We start from the raw sequence: 15,803 nt of genomic DNA, 5'->3' as shown, positions 1-15,803 counted from the left end.
GTTCAACCCGCATAGACGTCTTTGGCGATCATCAGGCGCTGGATCTGGTTCGTGCCTTCCCAGATCTGGGTGACCTTGGCGTCGCGCAGCATGCGCTCCACCGGATAATCCTTCAGGTACCCATAGCCGCCGTGCAGCTGCACCGCATCGGTCGCCACCGACATGGCGGCGTCGGTGCACATGACCTTGGCCATGGATGCGTACTTCTTGGCGCCCGGATCGTTGTTCATCACCAGCGTGGCGGCATGCAGCAGCAGCGCGCGCCCGGCCTCGACCCGCATGGCCATGTCCGCCACCATGCCCTTCACCATCTGGAAGTCGGACACCGGCCGGCCGAACTGCTCGCGGCTCTTGGTGTAGGCGACGGCCTCGTCGAGCGCGCCTTGCGCAATGCCCAGGCCATGGGCGGCGTACTTCAGCCTGGAGGCCAGGAGCCCGGCGCGGATGTATTCGCCGCCGCGCACCGGGTCGCCCACGACGCGGTCCAGCGGGATCAGGCAGTCTTCCAGGATGACATCCGACGTGGGGCTGCCGCGCAGGCCCATCTTGCGCTCCGGCGCGCCGAACGACACGCCCGGGTCCTGCTTGCTGACCAGGAAGATGCCGAACTTGTCGGCCTCGGTGCGCGCGAAGATCAGGTACCAATCGGCCCAGCCGCCATTGGTGATGAAGCGCTTCGTGCCGTTCAGCAGCCAGCCGCCGGCCGTCTTCTTCGCCGAGGTCACCACCCCCATGAGGTCCGAACCGCCCTTGGGTTCCGTCAACCCCCAGGCGGAACGCTGTTCGCCGCGGACCACCGGCGGAATGATGGCGCGCTTCTGCTCGTCCGAACCGAAGCGCTGCACCAGCATCATGATCCAGCAGGTGGAGACGGTCGTCGCCGACGACGCGCAAGCGCGCGCCAGCTCTTCCACGGTAATGATTTGCGACAGCACGTCGCCTTCCTGCCCGCCGAATTCCTCGGCAAACGGCAGGCCGGGCAAGCCGAGCGCACGGCTGGCCTCGTAGGCCTCCATGGGCGGCCGTTCTTCTTCGTCGACTTTGGCCGCGTAGGGCGCGACTTTCTCTTTCGCGAACCGGCGCAGCTGGTCGCGAAACGAGTCGTACATCTCATCGTAGTGGGTAATCTTCACGCGTTTCTCCTGAGGATCCGATAGGGAGTGTTCATGGGTCAGAACGAGGTCATCTTGGGCGGCCAGGTCCGGGAGGGAATCCGGTTGCGCTCCGATTCGGGGCTGGCCAGCGCGATCTGCTCCGGCGTCAGGCCGGCGCTTGCCAGGATTTCATCGGAACGGTCGGTGGTGTCGGTCGCGGGCGGCTGGAAAGGCGCGCCGCCGAAGCGGGGCACGACGGGTACGTTGTCCGGCGAGCTGTCGGCATGGCGCTGGGCGATGTGCGGGTGCGACCAGACCTCGTCCGGCGCCAGCACGGGCATGACGCAGGCGTCCTTGCCTTCGAAGAGGCGGGTCCATTCGTCGCGCGGCTTCAGGATGAAGGTGTCCTCAAAGGCCTTGCGGATGTCGGGCCAGACACGCATGTCCATGTGGTCGGGCGTCGGCGTGCCCATCATGACGGCCCACAGGTTGGTGAAGAACTGGGTTTCCAGCGCCCCCACGGAAATGTACTTGCCGTCCGCGCAGCGGTAGCAGCGGTAATAGGGCGCCCCGCCCGCCAGCAGGCCATCGCCCCGCTCCGGCAGGATGGGCGTCTTCCAGACCGGCCAATGCATGGCCATCAGCGACAGGCAGCCGTCTATCATGGCGGTATCGATGTACTGGCCCGTTCCGGTGCGCGTGCGGTCGAACAGGGCGGTCACGATGCCCAGCGCGGCGATGAAGCTGCCCGAAGCGAAGTCGGCCAGCAGGTTCAGGGGCGCCGACGGAGGCCCGTCCTTCGGACCGATGGCGCCCATCACGCCCGTCAAGGCCAGGTAGCTCAGGTCGTGGCCGGCTTCCTGCGCCAGCGGCCCCTCCTGGCCGTAGCCCGTCAAGGAACAATAGATGAGCCGCGGATTGATTTCCTTCAGCGCCTCGTAGCCGGCGCCCAGCCGGTCGGATACGCCCGGCCGGAAGCTTTCCAGGAATACGTCCGCCGTGCGGCACAGGCGCTGCAAGGCCTCGCGGCCCTCAGGCGCCTTCAGGTCGAGCTTGATGAAATGCTTCCCGCGCGAGAACGTGACGATGGGGTTGCCCGCCCGGCCGCCGCCCACCACGATCACTTCCGCCCCGAGGTCCGCCAGCAGCATGCTGCAGTACGGGCCCGGCGCCAGCCGCGACATATCGATGACCCGGATCCCTTCCAGGGGCCGGCGCGCGCGCGCGCCCTTGCCTTCAGGTGTCGTTGCGCTCATGTTCAAGCCTCCAGGTCGGCCAGGTGGGGACGCAGCACGTGGGCCGCCAGCAGGAAGAAGCCCTGGCCGAACAAGGTCCAGTCGAAGGGCACGCCGGGGCCGCCGGGCACCATGGCCACGCCGGGCACCTTGCCCGAGTCTTCCACGCCGCCCGCCACCACCTTGAACGCGCGCAGCGCCTTGTCGCGCAATTCGGCGTGCGAATAGCCCGGCACCTCTATGCCCAGCTGCACCGCCTCTTCCGCGGCGTAGGCATACATGAGCGTCGACGACGCCTCCAGGTTGGAGAGCGGGTCGTCCAGCACGTGAAAGAAATACCCCGACGCGTCCTGCATGGCGGACATGGCGCCCAGGGTGTCGGCGTAGGTCTCGCGCACGAAAGCCGCCCCGGGGTGATCCGGCGCGATGCGCAGCAGCTCGGCGCAGCAGGCCAGCAGCCAGCCATTGCCGCGCGCCCAGAACGTGGACTGCGGGAAATGGTTGGGCTTTTCGCACCAGGCATGCCGCGCCAGCTTGAACTCGGCGTCCACCAGCCTGCGCACGTGCACCTCGAACTGCTTGAACGCTTCGTCCGTGGCGCCCCGGTCGCCGGCCAGCTTGCCGTACTTGGCCATGAACGGGCACATCAGGTAGGTGAAGTCTATCCACAGCTCGGGGCCCTCGCCCCGCGACCAGATGCCGCCTTCGGACGTGCGGGGCGCGTCCAGCAGCGCCTGGTACTGGCGGGCCGCGCTGTCGAGGTAGCGGCGATCGCCATTGCGCGCATACAGATCCAGCATGGGCGCGCCCACCGCGGACGTCTCGCTGGCCAGCGGCGTGAAAGAACGGATATGCCCGCCGCTGGACGTATGCCAGTCGCCGTAGCTCAGGTTGCCGTCGGACTTCTGCGTGGCCACGGCGCGGTCTATCCATTTGCGGACCATGGGCCTGAACTCTTCCATGTCCCATGCCAGCAAACCCGTGAGCGCCGGGCCCTTCTGCCAGCAGTCGCGTTCATTCGGATTGGCCCTGATGTACCCACTGACCCGGCTCACCAACTCTTCCAAATACATCTTGACTTCCCCTTTCATGATGAATACTATGTGGCTAGTATGTTATTTGCGCAGGATGGGAACTGTCAAGCAAATGCAGGCGCCCAGGCGGTGCATGTCATGGCCAAGCGGCACGATCATCAATAAGGGAACATAGAAGGAACACAAGGAATGAACGGCTCAGAATCCATGGTGCATACCCTGCTCAACAATGACGTCTCGGTATGCTTCGCCAACCCTGGAACGTCGGAAATGCACTTCGTCTCGGCGCTGGACCGCCTTCCGCAAATGCGCTGCGTGCTGGGCCTGTTCGAAGGCGTGGTCACCGGCGCGGCCGACGGCTATTTCCGCATGGCCCAGAAACCGGCCGCCACCCTGCTGCACCTGGGCCCGGGGCTGGGCAACGGCTTCGCCAACCTGCACAACGCCAGGCGCGCCCGCTCGGGCATCGTGAACATCATCGGGCAGCATGCGCACGACCACATCGCCCACGACGCCCCGCTCACCTCGGACATCGAAGGCATCGCCCGCCCGGTGTCGCACTGGGTGCGCACTTGCGCCTCGTCCATGACCGCGCCGGACGACACCGCGGCGGCCGTCCAGGCCGCCTCCGGCCCGCCCGCGCGCGTCGCCTCGCTCATCCTGCCGGCGGACGCCGCCTGGGGCCCCAGCACGGCGGGCGGCGTCCAAAAACTGCCGCAGCGGCCCGCGCCCTGCCCGGCCGACACGGTCATCGACGCCATCGCGCAGCTGCTGCGGTCCAAAGACCATGCGCCCGGTTCCGTCGCCCTGCTGCTGGGCGGGCGCGCCATGCGCGGCCTGTCGCCACGCCTGGCCGGCCAGATCGCGGCCCGCACCGGCTGCAAGCTGCTGGCCGAAACCAAGAATGCGCGTTCCGAACGGGGCAGCGGCCGGGTCAACATCCCGCAGATCCCCTACCCGATCAACGGCGCGCTGGAAACGCTGAAGGACATCCGCCTGCTCGTCCTGGTGGACGCCATCAAGCCCGTGGCGTTCTTCGCCTATCCCGACAAGCCGCGTTTCCTGGTCCATCCCGATTGCCGGGTCGAAACCCTGGCGACCGGCGACGAAGACGTGGAAACGGCCCTGGCCAAATTGAACGACGCCCTGGGCGGCGTGCCAAGCCAGGTGGCCTATGTCAGCGACGGCGTGTCGCCGGCCTGGAGCGACGGCATGCCCAATTCCCTGGACATGGGGCGCGCGCTGGCGGCCCTGCTGCCCGAAAACGCCATCGTGGTCGACGAAGCCATCACCACCGGCAGGCAGCTGCAGTCGTCCGCCGCCGCCGCAAAGCCGCATGACTGGCTGGAAATCACGGGGGGCTCCATCGGCTACGGGCTGCCTTGCGCCACCGGCGCCGCCGTCGCCTGCCCCGACCGCAAGGTGGTCGCCATCATCGGCGACGGCAGTGCCATGTACACGGTGCAGTCGCTCTGGACCATGGCCCGCGAAGGCCTGGACGTCACCGTGGTCATCTGCGCCAACCGGAAGTATCAAATCCTGAGCGGCGAACTCGACGCCATGGGCGGGCCGCCGGCGTCCACCAATGCCCAGCGCATGCTGTCCATCGGCGCGCCCGCCCTCGACTGGGTCCATCTCGCCCAGGGGCACGGCGTGTCCGCGACACGCGTCGACACCATGGCCGGTTTTGCGAAGGCGCTCGAAAACGGCCTGCGCAGCGGCGGGCCGAATCTGATCGAAGTATTGCTGTAGCGGCCGGCAACCGCCCGCAGTGCATGACACTATATAAACCCTTCTCGAAGGAGACACCCATGCAACAAAAAAAGAGCGCCAATTTTCTGAAAAAACTATTGCTGGCCGGCTTGGCCGGCGGCCTGGCGGCCATGGCGGCCGGCCCCGCCCATGCCGCGTATCCGGACAAGCCCATCGTCATCGTGGTTCCGTTCGCGCCGGGCGGCTCCACCGACCAGATCGGCCGGATGATCGCCCAGCATTTCAACAAGGACTTCGGCATGTCCGTCGTGGTCGAGAACAAGCCCGGCGCCAACGGCACGGTGGGCAATTCCTATGTGGCGCGCGCCAAGCCCGACGGCTACACCTTGCTGATCGGCGGCACGGACATCGCCGCCAGCCAGTTCCTGTACAAAGACCTGCCGTATGACGCCGAAAAGGCCTTCACGCCCATCGGCATCGTGTCGGAGTTCCCCTTCCTCATGCTCGTGGACAAGAACCGCGGCATCACGACGGTAAAGGAATTCGTCGACTACGCGAAGAAGAATCCGGACAAGATCAGCTTCTCTTCGGCCGGCACGGGCAACTCCACCCACCTGGCCGGTGAAACCTTCAAGCGCGCCGCCAAGCTGGACACCATGGTCCACGTGCCCTACAACGGCAGCTCGCCGGCCCTGACGGCCGTCATCAGCGGCCAGGTCGATACCGTGTTCGACACCGCCATCACCGCCGCCCCCCTGGTGACCGGCGGCAAGGCGAACGCGCTGGGCGTGGTGGCGCAGAAGCGCCTTCCGCTCCTGCCCGACGTGCCCACCATGTCCGAGCTCGGCTACAAAGAGTTCGACCAGCTCGCGCCGTGGTCCTGGAAAGGCCTGTTCGCGCCCAGCGGCACGCCGCAAGACGTGCTCGACAAGCTCCAGCGGTCTCTTGCAACCTTGCTCGAGGACCCGGAGTTCAAGAAGCGCATCGAGGCGACCGCATCGCTGGTGGTGCCGCCGCGCACGACCGCGCAAGCCCAGCAGTTCCTGGTCGACCAGCGCAAGGGGTGGAGCAAACTGATCCGCGAGGCAAACATCCAGGCCATGTAAAAGGGCCGGCACGGGGCGCGGGCACGCAGCGAATCAACGCGCCATGCCCGCGCCGCATGCCTTTCAAAAAGAAAATTCGATAACCACACAACCAAAGGACGCAGCATATGAGACATGCTCACTTCATCGGCAAAACGCTATCGGCGCTCGCCTTCGCCACCTGCATGATCGCGCCCGGCATCGCCCAGGCGGCCGACTATCCGACCAGGCCCGTGCGCCTGGTCGTCGCCTATCCGCCCGGCGGCACCACCGACACGCAGGCGCGCATCCTGGCCCAGAAGCTCAGCGAACGCTGGAAACAGCAAGTCGTCGTGGAGAACAAGCCGGGCGGCAATACCGTCATCGCCACCTTGCAGGTCGCGAACTCAGCGCCCGACGGCTACACGCTGCTGATGACGGCGATGCCTTTCGCCCTGAACCCGCTGGTCATGGACTCCCTGCCGTACGACACGAAGAAAGACCTGGCGCCCGTCACGCTGCTCACCTCGGTGCCCAGCGTATTCATCGCCCATCCCGACATGAAGGTGAAGACGGTCGACGAGTTCATCAAGAAATACAAGGGCGGCGCCGAAGAGCCCATTCCCTTCGGGTCCGCCGGCACGCTGACTTTCACCCACCTGGGCGGTGAATTGTTCGCCAGCCAGTCGGGGGTGAAGTTCCAGCACGTCCCGTACAAAGGCAGCTCGCCCGCCCACCAGGACCTGGTTGCGGGCCGCATCAAAGTCATGTTCGACAATGGGGCGCTCGAGCTCATCAAGAGCGGCCGCGTCGTGGCGCTGGGCGTGACGTCGGACAAGCGCCTGCCTTGGCTGCCGGACGTCCCCACCATCGCCGAGCAAGGCTTCCCGGGCTTCCAGGCGGCCGCATGGTTCGGCATCTTCACCAAGGGCGGCACACCCAAGGAAGTGATCGAAAAGATTTCCCAGGACATCACCTGGGCGATCCGGTCCCCCGAGGTCGTCGAGAAGCTGACGGCTTCCGGCGTTTTCCCCGGCGGCGGCACGCCGCAAGAGTTCCAGGCGTTCCTCGACTCCGAGGTCAAGCGCTGGGGTCCCATCATCAAGGAAAAGGGTATCAAGATCCAGTAGTTGCGCGGCCTGGGCCCGGCTCAAAGGAATGCGCGCACGGCGGGCATCCAGAGCTCGGGCTCGAGCACGGGGGAACTATGGCCGAAACGGCCATGCACCGTGCCGCACTGCAGCCGGGCCTGCGGCGGCGCCCCGAATTCATTGGTGGGGAACAGGTGGTCGCCGCGGTTCACCAGCCATAGAATGGGAATGCCGCCCATCTTCCCGCGCAGGCGATCGCGCACGTCGAAGCGCACGGCGGCCCGCCTGAGGCAGGCCAGCGACCATGCCGAAAACTCGGCGAGCCAAAGGTCGGCGGCGGCGTCCAGCCGCGCCGCCACCGGCTCGCCCGTCTCGGCCAGCCAGTCGGCATAGCCGTAGTGCCTCAAGGTATCCAGCCGCTGCGCGCGCCATGCCTGCCGGGCCTGCGGATCGTTCGCGTCCAGCCTCGCGGCAAGGCCGCGCAGCGCGTCCACGTCCGCCTCGGAGCCGTTGCCCTTGGGCGCGGACGCCAGCACGACCACCTTTGCCGTGGGCACGGGGGGCGCCACGGCCCACTGGAATGCCTGGTAGCCGCCGTAGGAATAGCCGATCACGCCGTCCAGCGCCGGCACGGCAAGCGCGCGCAGCCATTGCGCATAGAAGGCAACGGTATCCTCGATGGTGAACGCGGGGAATCCGGCCGGATCCGGATAATGCAGCGGGGAGCTGGACCCGAAGCACGACCCCAGTGCATTCGGCATCAGGATGCAGTCGTGCTCGGCGTCGAACACGCCGCCCGCCCACGCCTGGAACCAGCCCGCATCGAACGCCGGCTTGGGATCGCCCAGGAACGCCTGCGGGCTGCTGGTAATGCCGTGCAGCAGCAAGTACACCCTGCGCGCGCGGGCAAGGGGCGCCCCGTGCTGCGCCCAAGCGATGCGGACCGGCGCGATCTCCTGGCCGGATGCGAGCGCAAGGCTCGCGAAAGTCTCGTGGAACAAGCGTTTCCCCTGGGCTTGACGGCGCGGCTAGAAGGGCCGGTCTCCCATGATGGTCGTACGGAAGATCGTGCGCGGTTCGGAGACGGCGGCGATGCCCGTCGTGGCCTTGTGCATCACGCAGCGATTGTCCCACATGACGACGTCGCCGGGGCGCCATTGATAGGCATACTGGTATTTTTCCTGGGTGCAATGATCGAACACCCGCCCCAGCAAGGCATCGCTGGATTCGTCGTCCATGTCCAGAATCTTGACCGTGATGCCGGGGTGCGCAAACAAGGCCTTGCGCCCGGTTTCGGGGTGGGTGCGGACGATGGGGTGATCCACGTCCGGGGTCGCGGCCAGCTGTTCAGGGGTCATCTCCACCCGCGTCGTCTCGCCGTTGGGCTTGGCCTTCTTTCTGTAGCGATGGATCGCCCGCCGACCCTGGACCGCCTGCTTCACTTCCTCAACCAGTTCGTCATAGGTTTGGTACATGTTCACGAACAAGGTGGCGCCGCCGCTGCTGGGTATCTTCTGCGCGTTCAGCATGGTGACCTTGGCGGGCTTTTCCCGAAAGGCGAAGTCGGAATGCCAGTACGAGCCGCCGTCGGTGATGCCGACCGGCTTGCCGTCCTTGACCTCATTGGACAGCACGAAGATCTCCGGATACTGCGGGTGGTTGTACTGAGTCAGTGGATGGACGTCCAAGGGCCCGAAACGCCGGCTCAGGCGCAGCTGCCCTTCCGGGGACAGCGATTGATCGCGGAACACGACCAGCTGATGATCCAGCACCAGCTGGTTTACCTGGGCGAAGGAATCGTCCCCGATGCTTTCCAGATCGATGCCCACAACCTCTGCGCCGAGGCTGGAGGAAAGCGGCGTTACTTGCATTGCTGTCTCCCGGGGGGCGCATCGCCGCGCCCCGATTGCCGTCTTTTCAAAAAATTGCGAACATTTGTTCGCTACATCCAATTTAATGGTCCGCCGAGATGAAGTCAAGGCGGCCGCCGGCTTGCGATATAGTGGCGGAACACCGCCTCTTCAACCGCCATCCATGGGCACATGACCGCAAGACGCCGCATGACCGAGAACCACAGCGCCCCCAACGCGAAAGAGCATCTGGAAAGCCTGGCCAAGGGCCTGCAGGCGCTTGGCCTGTATTCACGGGACACCCCCACGCTGACCATCCAGGAGGTGGCAGCCCGCCTCGACATCACCCGCGCCTCGGCGCGCCGCATCCTGCTCACGCTGGCCGCGCTCGGGTACCTGAAACAGAACCACCGCGACTTCCTCCCGACCCCCAAGGTCCTCGACCTGGGCTTCGCGTATTTCGCCTCCCTGGACCTGCCCGACCTGGTCCGCCCCGTGCTGTCCAAAATGGCGGAAGAAGTCGGCGAAACCTGCTCCATCGGCGTGCTGGACGGATCGGACATCGTGTTCCTTTGCCGGGAAGAGGCCGACAAGCCGCTCAAGCTGGACCTCAAGATCGGCAGCCGGCTGCCCGCCTACGCGCACTCCATGGGGCAGGCGCTGCTCAGCCAGCTCGACGGCCAGGCCCTGGACCAATACCTCGCCCGCACGGCGCTCAAACCCCTGACGCCGCACACCCTGACGACCGCGGCGGCGCTGAAGCGCCGGCTCAAGGCCGTCCGCAAACAAGGCTACAGCGTTTCGAGCGATGAGCTGGTGGAAGGTTTCGCGGGCGTCGCGATCCCTTTGGCCCTGCCCCGCTCGGCCGCGCCCGCCGCCCTCAGCATCAGCCTGGTCCACGGCCGCCGCAGCCAGGAAGACATGGTCGCGCAGTTTCTTCCCGCGCTGCGGGAGGCCGAACGGCAGATACGCGGTCGATTCGTGAGCGTGGACGAAACGCCGGCCTAGCGGCAGGTGGCGGCAGGCCGATGCGGCAAGATCCGCCCGCCCAGACTCGAGTTCGCGCAGAGGCGCTGATCACGCGGGAGATCCTAGCTCGGATGAAAATGCGCGCCGTCTTCGCTGGCCGCCAGCACCATACCGAGCTCATGGCTTTTCGCCATAAGTACCGCACCGATCGCCGCGTCGTTCAAAAATTTTGCCCGCTCCTTGGAGCAGACCAGTGAAATAGTTCCGATGACCTCATCCTCGATCAGGACGGGCGCGCCGAAACCGACGACATCCGAATCCAGATCGCCATAACTGACGCAATATCCCGCCTTGCGCACGGCTTTCAGCTCCTCCCAGATCGAAGGCCACAAGGCTTGATCCGCCGCATCTTTATACTGAGCCTCGAACAACTTGCGCACCCTGGCCTTCGGCCAGAACGCCAGGACCGACCTCGCCGGCGCGGCGCAGCTTGCAATGGCTCAGCTCAAAGAGAATCCGGCCGACGGCTATACGCTGTTTGTGGGCGACATCGCCGCGCTGGCGCTGAATGAGGGGCTGTTCTCGAAGCTGAGCTACAACTCCAAGATGGACCTGGCACCCATCACCCAACTCGTGGACTCGCCGATCCTGTTGGTGGTAAACGAGAAAGGCAGCTACAAATCCGTGCAGGACGTAGTAGACGCCGCGAAGACCGCGCCCATGCCCCATATCGCGTATCGTGGCGCCGTCGAAGGGCTGCAGAGCGTCGTGTCGGGAGAAGTTGACTTCATGTACGATGCAATCCCGTCAAGCGGCCCACTGGTCAAAGGAGAACGACTCAGGGCGATTGCCGTGGATATCCGCGTCAACTGCGTGCATCCCAGCTATATATGGACGCCGCTCGTTCAGGACAGGCTGATCAAGGAATATGGCGATAAGGAACGGGCGTTGAACGCCATCAAAGCCATGAACCCCATGGGGCGGCTGGTTGAGCCCGAAGACGTCGCCGCCGCGGTGGCCTTCCTGGCTTCCGAAGACGCGCGCATGATCAATGGCGCCGACTTGGTGGTCGATGGCGGCAGACTGATACAGTAAGATCCGCCCGAGCATCAGATAAATCCTACAAAAGCTCTGGCGCGCTTCTGACAGAGAAGCGCGCGTCTTCCCCCTACACTTGGCGCCATATTCCCTATCGACACGGACGGTGCCAAGGCATGAAAGACGGTTTGTATTCCGCCCCACAAAAGGATATTAGGTTCGTACTGCGCGAAGTGCTGGAGGTGGAACGGACGCTCGCCCGGCATGCGCCCGCGGCGGCGATCGACAACGAAACCCTGGATCAGATCATCGAAGGCGCCGACCGATTCTGCCACGGCGAGCTCGCCCCCTTGAACGCGACCGGCGACCAGCAGGGCTGCGTGCTGAAAGACGGCAAGGTCAGCACCCCGGACGGCTTCCGGGCGGCATATGAAATCTATGCCGCGAGCGGGTGGCCGGGCCTGTGCGCCAAAGAAGAGGACGGCGGGCAGGCCCTGCCCATGATGGCTTCCGCCATCCTCGGCGAAATGCTCAGCGGCAGCAATATCTCCTGGGCCCTCTATCCGCGCCTGTCCGAGGGCGCGTACCGGTGCATCGTGGCCAATGCTCCCGCCGACCTGCGCAAGCTCTATGCGCCCAAGCTGGCGACGGGGCAGTGGACGGGCACCATGTGCCTGACCGAACCGGGCGCGGGCACCGACCTGGGCTTGCTGCGCACCCAGGCGGCGCCCGCCGGCGACGGCGGCTATCTGCTCAACGGGACGAAGATCTTCATTTCCTCGGGCGAACACGACTTGACGGAGAACATCGTCCACCTGGTGCTGGCGCGTCTGCCGGGCGCGCCGGCCGGCACCCGCGGCGTGTCGCTCTTCCTGGTGCCCAAGCGCCTGCCCGACGCCGAGGGGCGGCCGGGCGAGTTCAACCAGGTGTTTTGCGATGCCATCGAAGACAAGCTGGGCCTGCACGGCAACGCCACCTGCGTCCTGCGTTTCGAGGGCGCGCGCGGCTATCTGCTGGGCGAACCCGACAAAGGCCTGGCGGCGATGTTCGTGATGATGAATTCCGCGCGCCTGGGCACCGGCGCCCAGGCGCTTGGCCTGAACGAATGGGGATACCAGAAATCCCTGGCCTATGCCCAGGAGCGCCTGCAATCGCGATCGCCCGTCAAACCCAAAAGCGCAGGCTACGGGCCGGACCCCATCGTCTGCCAGCCCGACGTGCGCCGCATGCTGCTCACCCAGAAAGTCTGGGCGGAAAGCGCGCGCATGTTCCTGTACTGGATCGCGCTCCAGATCGACCTGGACCTGCATGGCAACGAAGAAGGGCTGCGTCGCGAGGCCCGTGATCTCCTGGCGCTGCTGACGCCCGTGGCCAAGGCCTTCGTTTCCGACAACGCCGTCGAATCCGTGAGCCTGGCCATGCAGGTTCACGGGGGCAGCGGATACGTGACCGATACCGGCATAGAGCAGACCTTCCGCGACGTCCGCATCCTGCCCATCTATGAAGGCACCAACGGCGTGCAGGCAAACGATCTGCTCGCCCGCAAAGTGCTGCCCGACGACGGCGCGCGCCTGAAGCGCCTGCTCGCCATGATAGAGCGGCAAGACCAGGCCTGGGCGGACATGCCGGCGATGGCTCCCTTCCTGGCGCCGCTGTCGTCGCTGGCGCAGCGGACGCAGACGCTCCTGCCCGGCCTGCTGGATGCGGCGGTCCGCGACCCGCTGCGCTTTTCTTCCTGCGCCACGGATTTCCTGCGCATCGTGGGCCATCTCGTCTATGGCTATTTCTGGTGCCGGGCGGCGCACGCGGCCCTCACGAAACTGCCGGACGGCGACGCGTTCCGGTCCGAGAAGCTCGCCGCCGCCCGATTCTATTTCGAGCATCTTTTCGTCGAAGTGGAAATGCGGATCGCCCGCCTGTCGGCGTCCGCGGACTCGATCATGGAACCCGCCGCACTGGAGTGCCGCTGAACCCGGCTCGAATCAACGTGAAACCCGCCACGCCACCCAGCTACTGGCTCGACGCCGATCTGTCGAGCATGGACCGGAAAATACAGTTCGAGCGCAAAGCCCTGGACGCCTGGGGCTTGCCCAGATCGACTTATGAGTTCCTGCGCGCCGCTTGCCTGCACGATCCCGAGGCCACCGCCATCGATTTCTTCAGCGAACCGGACCGCTGCGAGGCAAGCAGGCGCTCGATCCGCTACGGCCTGCTGCTGCAGCGCATCCATCAAACGGCGAACCTCATCCGCTCCCTCGGCATCGGTCCGCAAGACGCCGTATCCCTGTTGCTCGCCAACACGCCCGAAGGGCAGTTCGCCTTGTGGGGAACGCAGGCGGTGTGCGTCGCCAATCCCGTGAACTGGATGATGGAGCCGGAAGCCATCGCGGAGATCATGAAGGCGTCCGGCTCGACCGTGCTTTTCGTCCACGGCGGCGATGCGCTGGTCGACTGCTGGAAAAAGGTCGAAGGCATTGTTGCGTCCTGCCCCCGGCTGCGCACCGTCATACGGATCGGCGGAGACCGAGGCGGTGCAATTCCGCAAGGCATCCGGTTCATCGAATACGACGAAGTCATCGATACCTTTTCCGCGGAGCTCGATCGCAGCGGCCTGCCCGGCGGCTCGGCCATCGCGGCGCTGTTCCCCACGGGCGGCACCACCGGAGCGCCCAAGCTCGCGCGCCACACCCATGACGGGGTGGTCGCCAGCGCCTGGCTGAGCGCCGCCGTGGCGGGCATCCAGGCGGGGGAAGCGCGGCTGTCGGCCACGCCGCTGTTCCACGTGGTGGGCGCCTATGCGGGCAGCCTCGCAACGCTTGCGCGCGGCGGGCGCCTCGTACTGGCGACGTCGGCGGGCTGGCGCCACCCCGGGCTGGTCGAGCACATCTGGTCCATCGTGCGGCGCTTGTCCATCGCCTATCTCACGATCGTGCCGACCATCATGAACCAGCTCGTCCAGCGCCCCCTGGATCGCCGCGACCTCGCATCCCTGAAGGGCGTGCTGTCGGGCTCCGCGCCCTTGTCCGAGCATGTCGCCCAGACCTTCCTCCGGATGTCGGGCTTCGAGGTCCGGGAAGGCTACGGCATGACCGAAACCACGTCCGTCATGATGATGAATCCCCGTAACGGCCGAGTGAAGACGGGCTCGGTCGGCCTGCCCTTTCCCTATCACGCCGTCCGCGTCGTGCGCCGCGACGGCCACGGCGCCATCACCGACTGCGCCGTCGGCGAGGCGGGCATCCTGGCCACGAGCGGCCCGACGATGTTCCCGGGCTATGCCGATCCCTCGCGGGATGCCGACATCTGGCTGGAGCCCGGAAAATGGCTCAATACCGGCGACATCGCCCGTGTCGACGCGGACGGCTATGTATGGATCGTGGGCCGGGCCAAGGATGTGATCATTCGCGGCGGCCACAACATCGACCCGAAGGCGGTCGAAGAAATCCTGTATCGGCACCCCGACGTCGTGGAAGCCGTGGTGGTGGGCCGCCCGGACGCGCACGCCGGCGAAGTGCCGGTCGCCTACGTCCAGCTGAAGGGCGGCGCAAGCGCCGGCGCGCAAGACCTGCTCGACTTCGTCGCGGCGCGCGCTCACGAGCGCGCGGCCATCCCCAAAGCTTGCCGCATCACGCATGAAATTCCCAAGTCGCCGATGGGAAAGATCCTGTGTCAGCCGCTGCGCCGGTCGGCGCTGGAAGACGGCATCCGCCTCATCCTGAACAACGCGGGCATCGCCGGCGGTTTCCGCGCCGAGGCCCTGGACGGGCCCGCCGGCAGCCTGAAAGCCCGTGTATACCTGGACTCCCGCGACATCGACGAGGCGCATGCGCGCCGGGCCCTGAGCGGGCTGCCGCTGGACATCGACATATTACGGACGTGAGCTGACCCGCAACACCCGCTTATTGGAGAATCGAAATGGAATACCAGAACATCACCAGCGAACGGCTCGGCGCCGTCGCCCGCATCCGGCTGAACCGCCCGGCCGTGCGCAACGCGCAGGACCGCTCGCTGCTGCGCGAGCTCGATCACGCCCTGCGCGCGGCCGAGGCCGACGACGGCGTCCGCGTGGTCGTCATCGGCGCCACGGGGGACCATTTTTCGGCGGGCCACGACCTGAAATCCGCCAAGGTCGAACGCCCCAATCCCACCGTCGAACAGCGCTGGGAATACGAAGAAGAGCATTTCCTGGAATACTGCCTGCGCATCCATGACCTGAAGAAGCCCACCATCGCGCAAGTGCAAGGCGCCTGCATCGCCGGCGGCTTCATGGTGGCCAATATGTGCGACCTCATCGTCTGCGCCGACAACGCCTTCTTCTCCGATCCCGTCGCCCATTCGATGGGAACCGCCAGCCTGGAAGTGCTGATCCACCCATGGGTGATGAGCATGCGCAAGGCGAAGGAGATGATCTTCACCGGCGCCCGCATCTCCGCCGACGAAGCCTTGCAGATCGGCATGATCAACAAAGTCGTGCCGGTGGCGCAGCTGGAAGAGGCGACCCTGGCCCTGGCCAATTCGGTGGCGCAGGCCCCGCCTTACGGCATCCGTTTCACCAAGCGCTCCCTGAACCGCACCTGGGATGCCCAGGGCTTCCGCTCGGCCATCACCGCGCATTTCGACGTCCACCAGCTGTCCCACGTCACCGAGGAGTTCCAGTCCCACCTCCGGAAGGGGCTGGATTCCACCATCGCGCGCGCCAAGAAAGTGGTGTGAAG

General features: G+C 65.9%; 14 protein-coding genes. 8 read left to right on the top strand and 6 right to left on the bottom strand.

The genetic code is table 11. From position 1 onward, the window contains the following. Window positions 1-2: 2 nt before the first annotated feature. The 3 genes from H0A72_RS02175 to H0A72_RS02165 are packed head-to-tail and all read right to left on the bottom strand — an operon-like array spanning window position 3 to window position 3,384. Window positions 3-1,133 carry an acyl-CoA dehydrogenase family protein gene (locus tag H0A72_RS02175; protein ID WP_343060224.1) on the bottom strand — a complete coding sequence of 377 codons (1,131 nt, stop codon included), beginning with the start codon at window positions 1,131-1,133 and terminating at the stop codon, window positions 3-5. A gap of 38 nt (window positions 1,134-1,171) precedes the next feature. Then, window positions 1,172-2,350, bottom strand: a complete 1,179-nt coding sequence (locus H0A72_RS02170; protein WP_180153374.1) for a CaiB/BaiF CoA transferase family protein — start codon at window positions 2,348-2,350, stop codon at window positions 1,172-1,174. A gap of 2 nt (window positions 2,351-2,352) precedes the next feature. Beyond that, the gene (locus H0A72_RS02165) at window positions 2,353-3,384 is read right to left on the bottom strand and encodes a glycoside hydrolase family 88 protein (protein ID WP_343060225.1); all 1,032 of its coding nucleotides are present in this window, start codon (window positions 3,382-3,384) and stop codon (window positions 2,353-2,355) included. 168 nt (window positions 3,385-3,552) lie between these two features. Between H0A72_RS02165 and H0A72_RS02160 the strand changes: the two genes are divergently transcribed. The 3 genes from H0A72_RS02160 to H0A72_RS02150 all read left to right on the top strand — a co-directional run bounded on the left by H0A72_RS02160 (window position 3,553) and on the right by H0A72_RS02150 (window position 7,270). Then, complete coding sequence (locus H0A72_RS02160) at window positions 3,553-5,115, top strand: acetolactate synthase large subunit (RefSeq protein WP_180153372.1); 1,563 nt, start codon at window positions 3,553-3,555, stop codon at window positions 5,113-5,115. A 59-nt stretch (window positions 5,116-5,174) separates the two neighbouring features. Further along, a complete protein-coding gene (locus H0A72_RS02155; protein ID WP_180153370.1) occupies window positions 5,175-6,182 on the top strand; it encodes a Bug family tripartite tricarboxylate transporter substrate binding protein in 1,008 nt (335 codons plus the stop codon). Between the two features lie 107 nt (window positions 6,183-6,289). Continuing rightward, window positions 6,290-7,270, top strand: a complete 981-nt coding sequence (locus tag H0A72_RS02150) for a Bug family tripartite tricarboxylate transporter substrate binding protein (RefSeq protein WP_180153367.1) — start codon at window positions 6,290-6,292, stop codon at window positions 7,268-7,270. Between the two features lie 20 nt (window positions 7,271-7,290). Here the strand turns inward: H0A72_RS02150 and H0A72_RS02145 are convergent, their stop codons facing one another. Together H0A72_RS02145 and H0A72_RS02140 are read right to left on the bottom strand one after the other, a co-directional pair. After that, window positions 7,291-8,232, bottom strand: a complete 942-nt coding sequence (locus tag H0A72_RS02145) for an alpha/beta fold hydrolase (RefSeq protein ID WP_180153366.1) — start codon at window positions 8,230-8,232, stop codon at window positions 7,291-7,293. A gap of 27 nt (window positions 8,233-8,259) precedes the next feature. Then, entirely contained in the window at window positions 8,260-9,102 is an 843-nt protein-coding gene (locus tag H0A72_RS02140) for a TauD/TfdA dioxygenase family protein (protein ID WP_180153364.1), read from the bottom strand. A gap of 171 nt (window positions 9,103-9,273) precedes the next feature. Between H0A72_RS02140 and H0A72_RS02135 the strand changes: the two genes are divergently transcribed. After that, on the top strand, window positions 9,274-10,089 hold the full coding sequence (locus H0A72_RS02135) for an IclR family transcriptional regulator domain-containing protein (RefSeq protein ID WP_246437022.1): 816 nt from the start codon (window positions 9,274-9,276) through the stop codon (window positions 10,087-10,089). Between the two features lie 83 nt (window positions 10,090-10,172). Here H0A72_RS02135 and H0A72_RS02130 read toward each other — a convergent pair whose 3' ends face one another. Continuing rightward, a complete protein-coding gene (locus tag H0A72_RS02130) occupies window positions 10,173-10,490 on the bottom strand; it encodes an IclR family transcriptional regulator (protein WP_343060226.1) in 318 nt (105 codons plus the stop codon). Between H0A72_RS02130 and H0A72_RS02125 the strand changes: the two genes are divergently transcribed. The 4 genes from H0A72_RS02125 (at window position 10,483) to H0A72_RS02110 (ending at window position 15,801) form a co-directional block, all read left to right on the top strand. Continuing rightward, window positions 10,483-11,145 carry an SDR family oxidoreductase gene (locus tag H0A72_RS02125; protein WP_180153362.1) on the top strand — a complete coding sequence of 221 codons (663 nt, stop codon included), beginning with the start codon at window positions 10,483-10,485 and terminating at the stop codon, window positions 11,143-11,145. The genes H0A72_RS02130 and H0A72_RS02125 overlap by 8 nt on opposite strands. A gap of 119 nt (window positions 11,146-11,264) precedes the next feature. Continuing rightward, a complete protein-coding gene (locus H0A72_RS02120) occupies window positions 11,265-13,058 on the top strand; it encodes an acyl-CoA dehydrogenase (protein ID WP_180153360.1) in 1,794 nt (597 codons plus the stop codon). Window positions 13,059-13,075: 17 nt separating this feature from the next. Beyond that, window positions 13,076-14,968 carry an acyl-CoA synthetase gene (locus H0A72_RS02115; RefSeq protein ID WP_343060227.1) on the top strand — a complete coding sequence of 631 codons (1,893 nt, stop codon included), beginning with the start codon at window positions 13,076-13,078 and terminating at the stop codon, window positions 14,966-14,968. A gap of 35 nt (window positions 14,969-15,003) precedes the next feature. Then, on the top strand, window positions 15,004-15,801 hold the full coding sequence (locus H0A72_RS02110; RefSeq protein WP_180153358.1) for an enoyl-CoA hydratase: 798 nt from the start codon (window positions 15,004-15,006) through the stop codon (window positions 15,799-15,801). Window positions 15,802-15,803 lie beyond the last annotated feature (2 nt).

Source organism: Parapusillimonas granuli, from assembly GCF_013416525.1.
GTDB lineage: Bacteria > Pseudomonadota > Gammaproteobacteria > Burkholderiales > Burkholderiaceae_B > Parapusillimonas > Parapusillimonas granuli.
The sequence above is the reverse complement of the archived record's forward strand: the minus strand, read 5'-3'. Positions and strand labels throughout refer to the sequence as shown.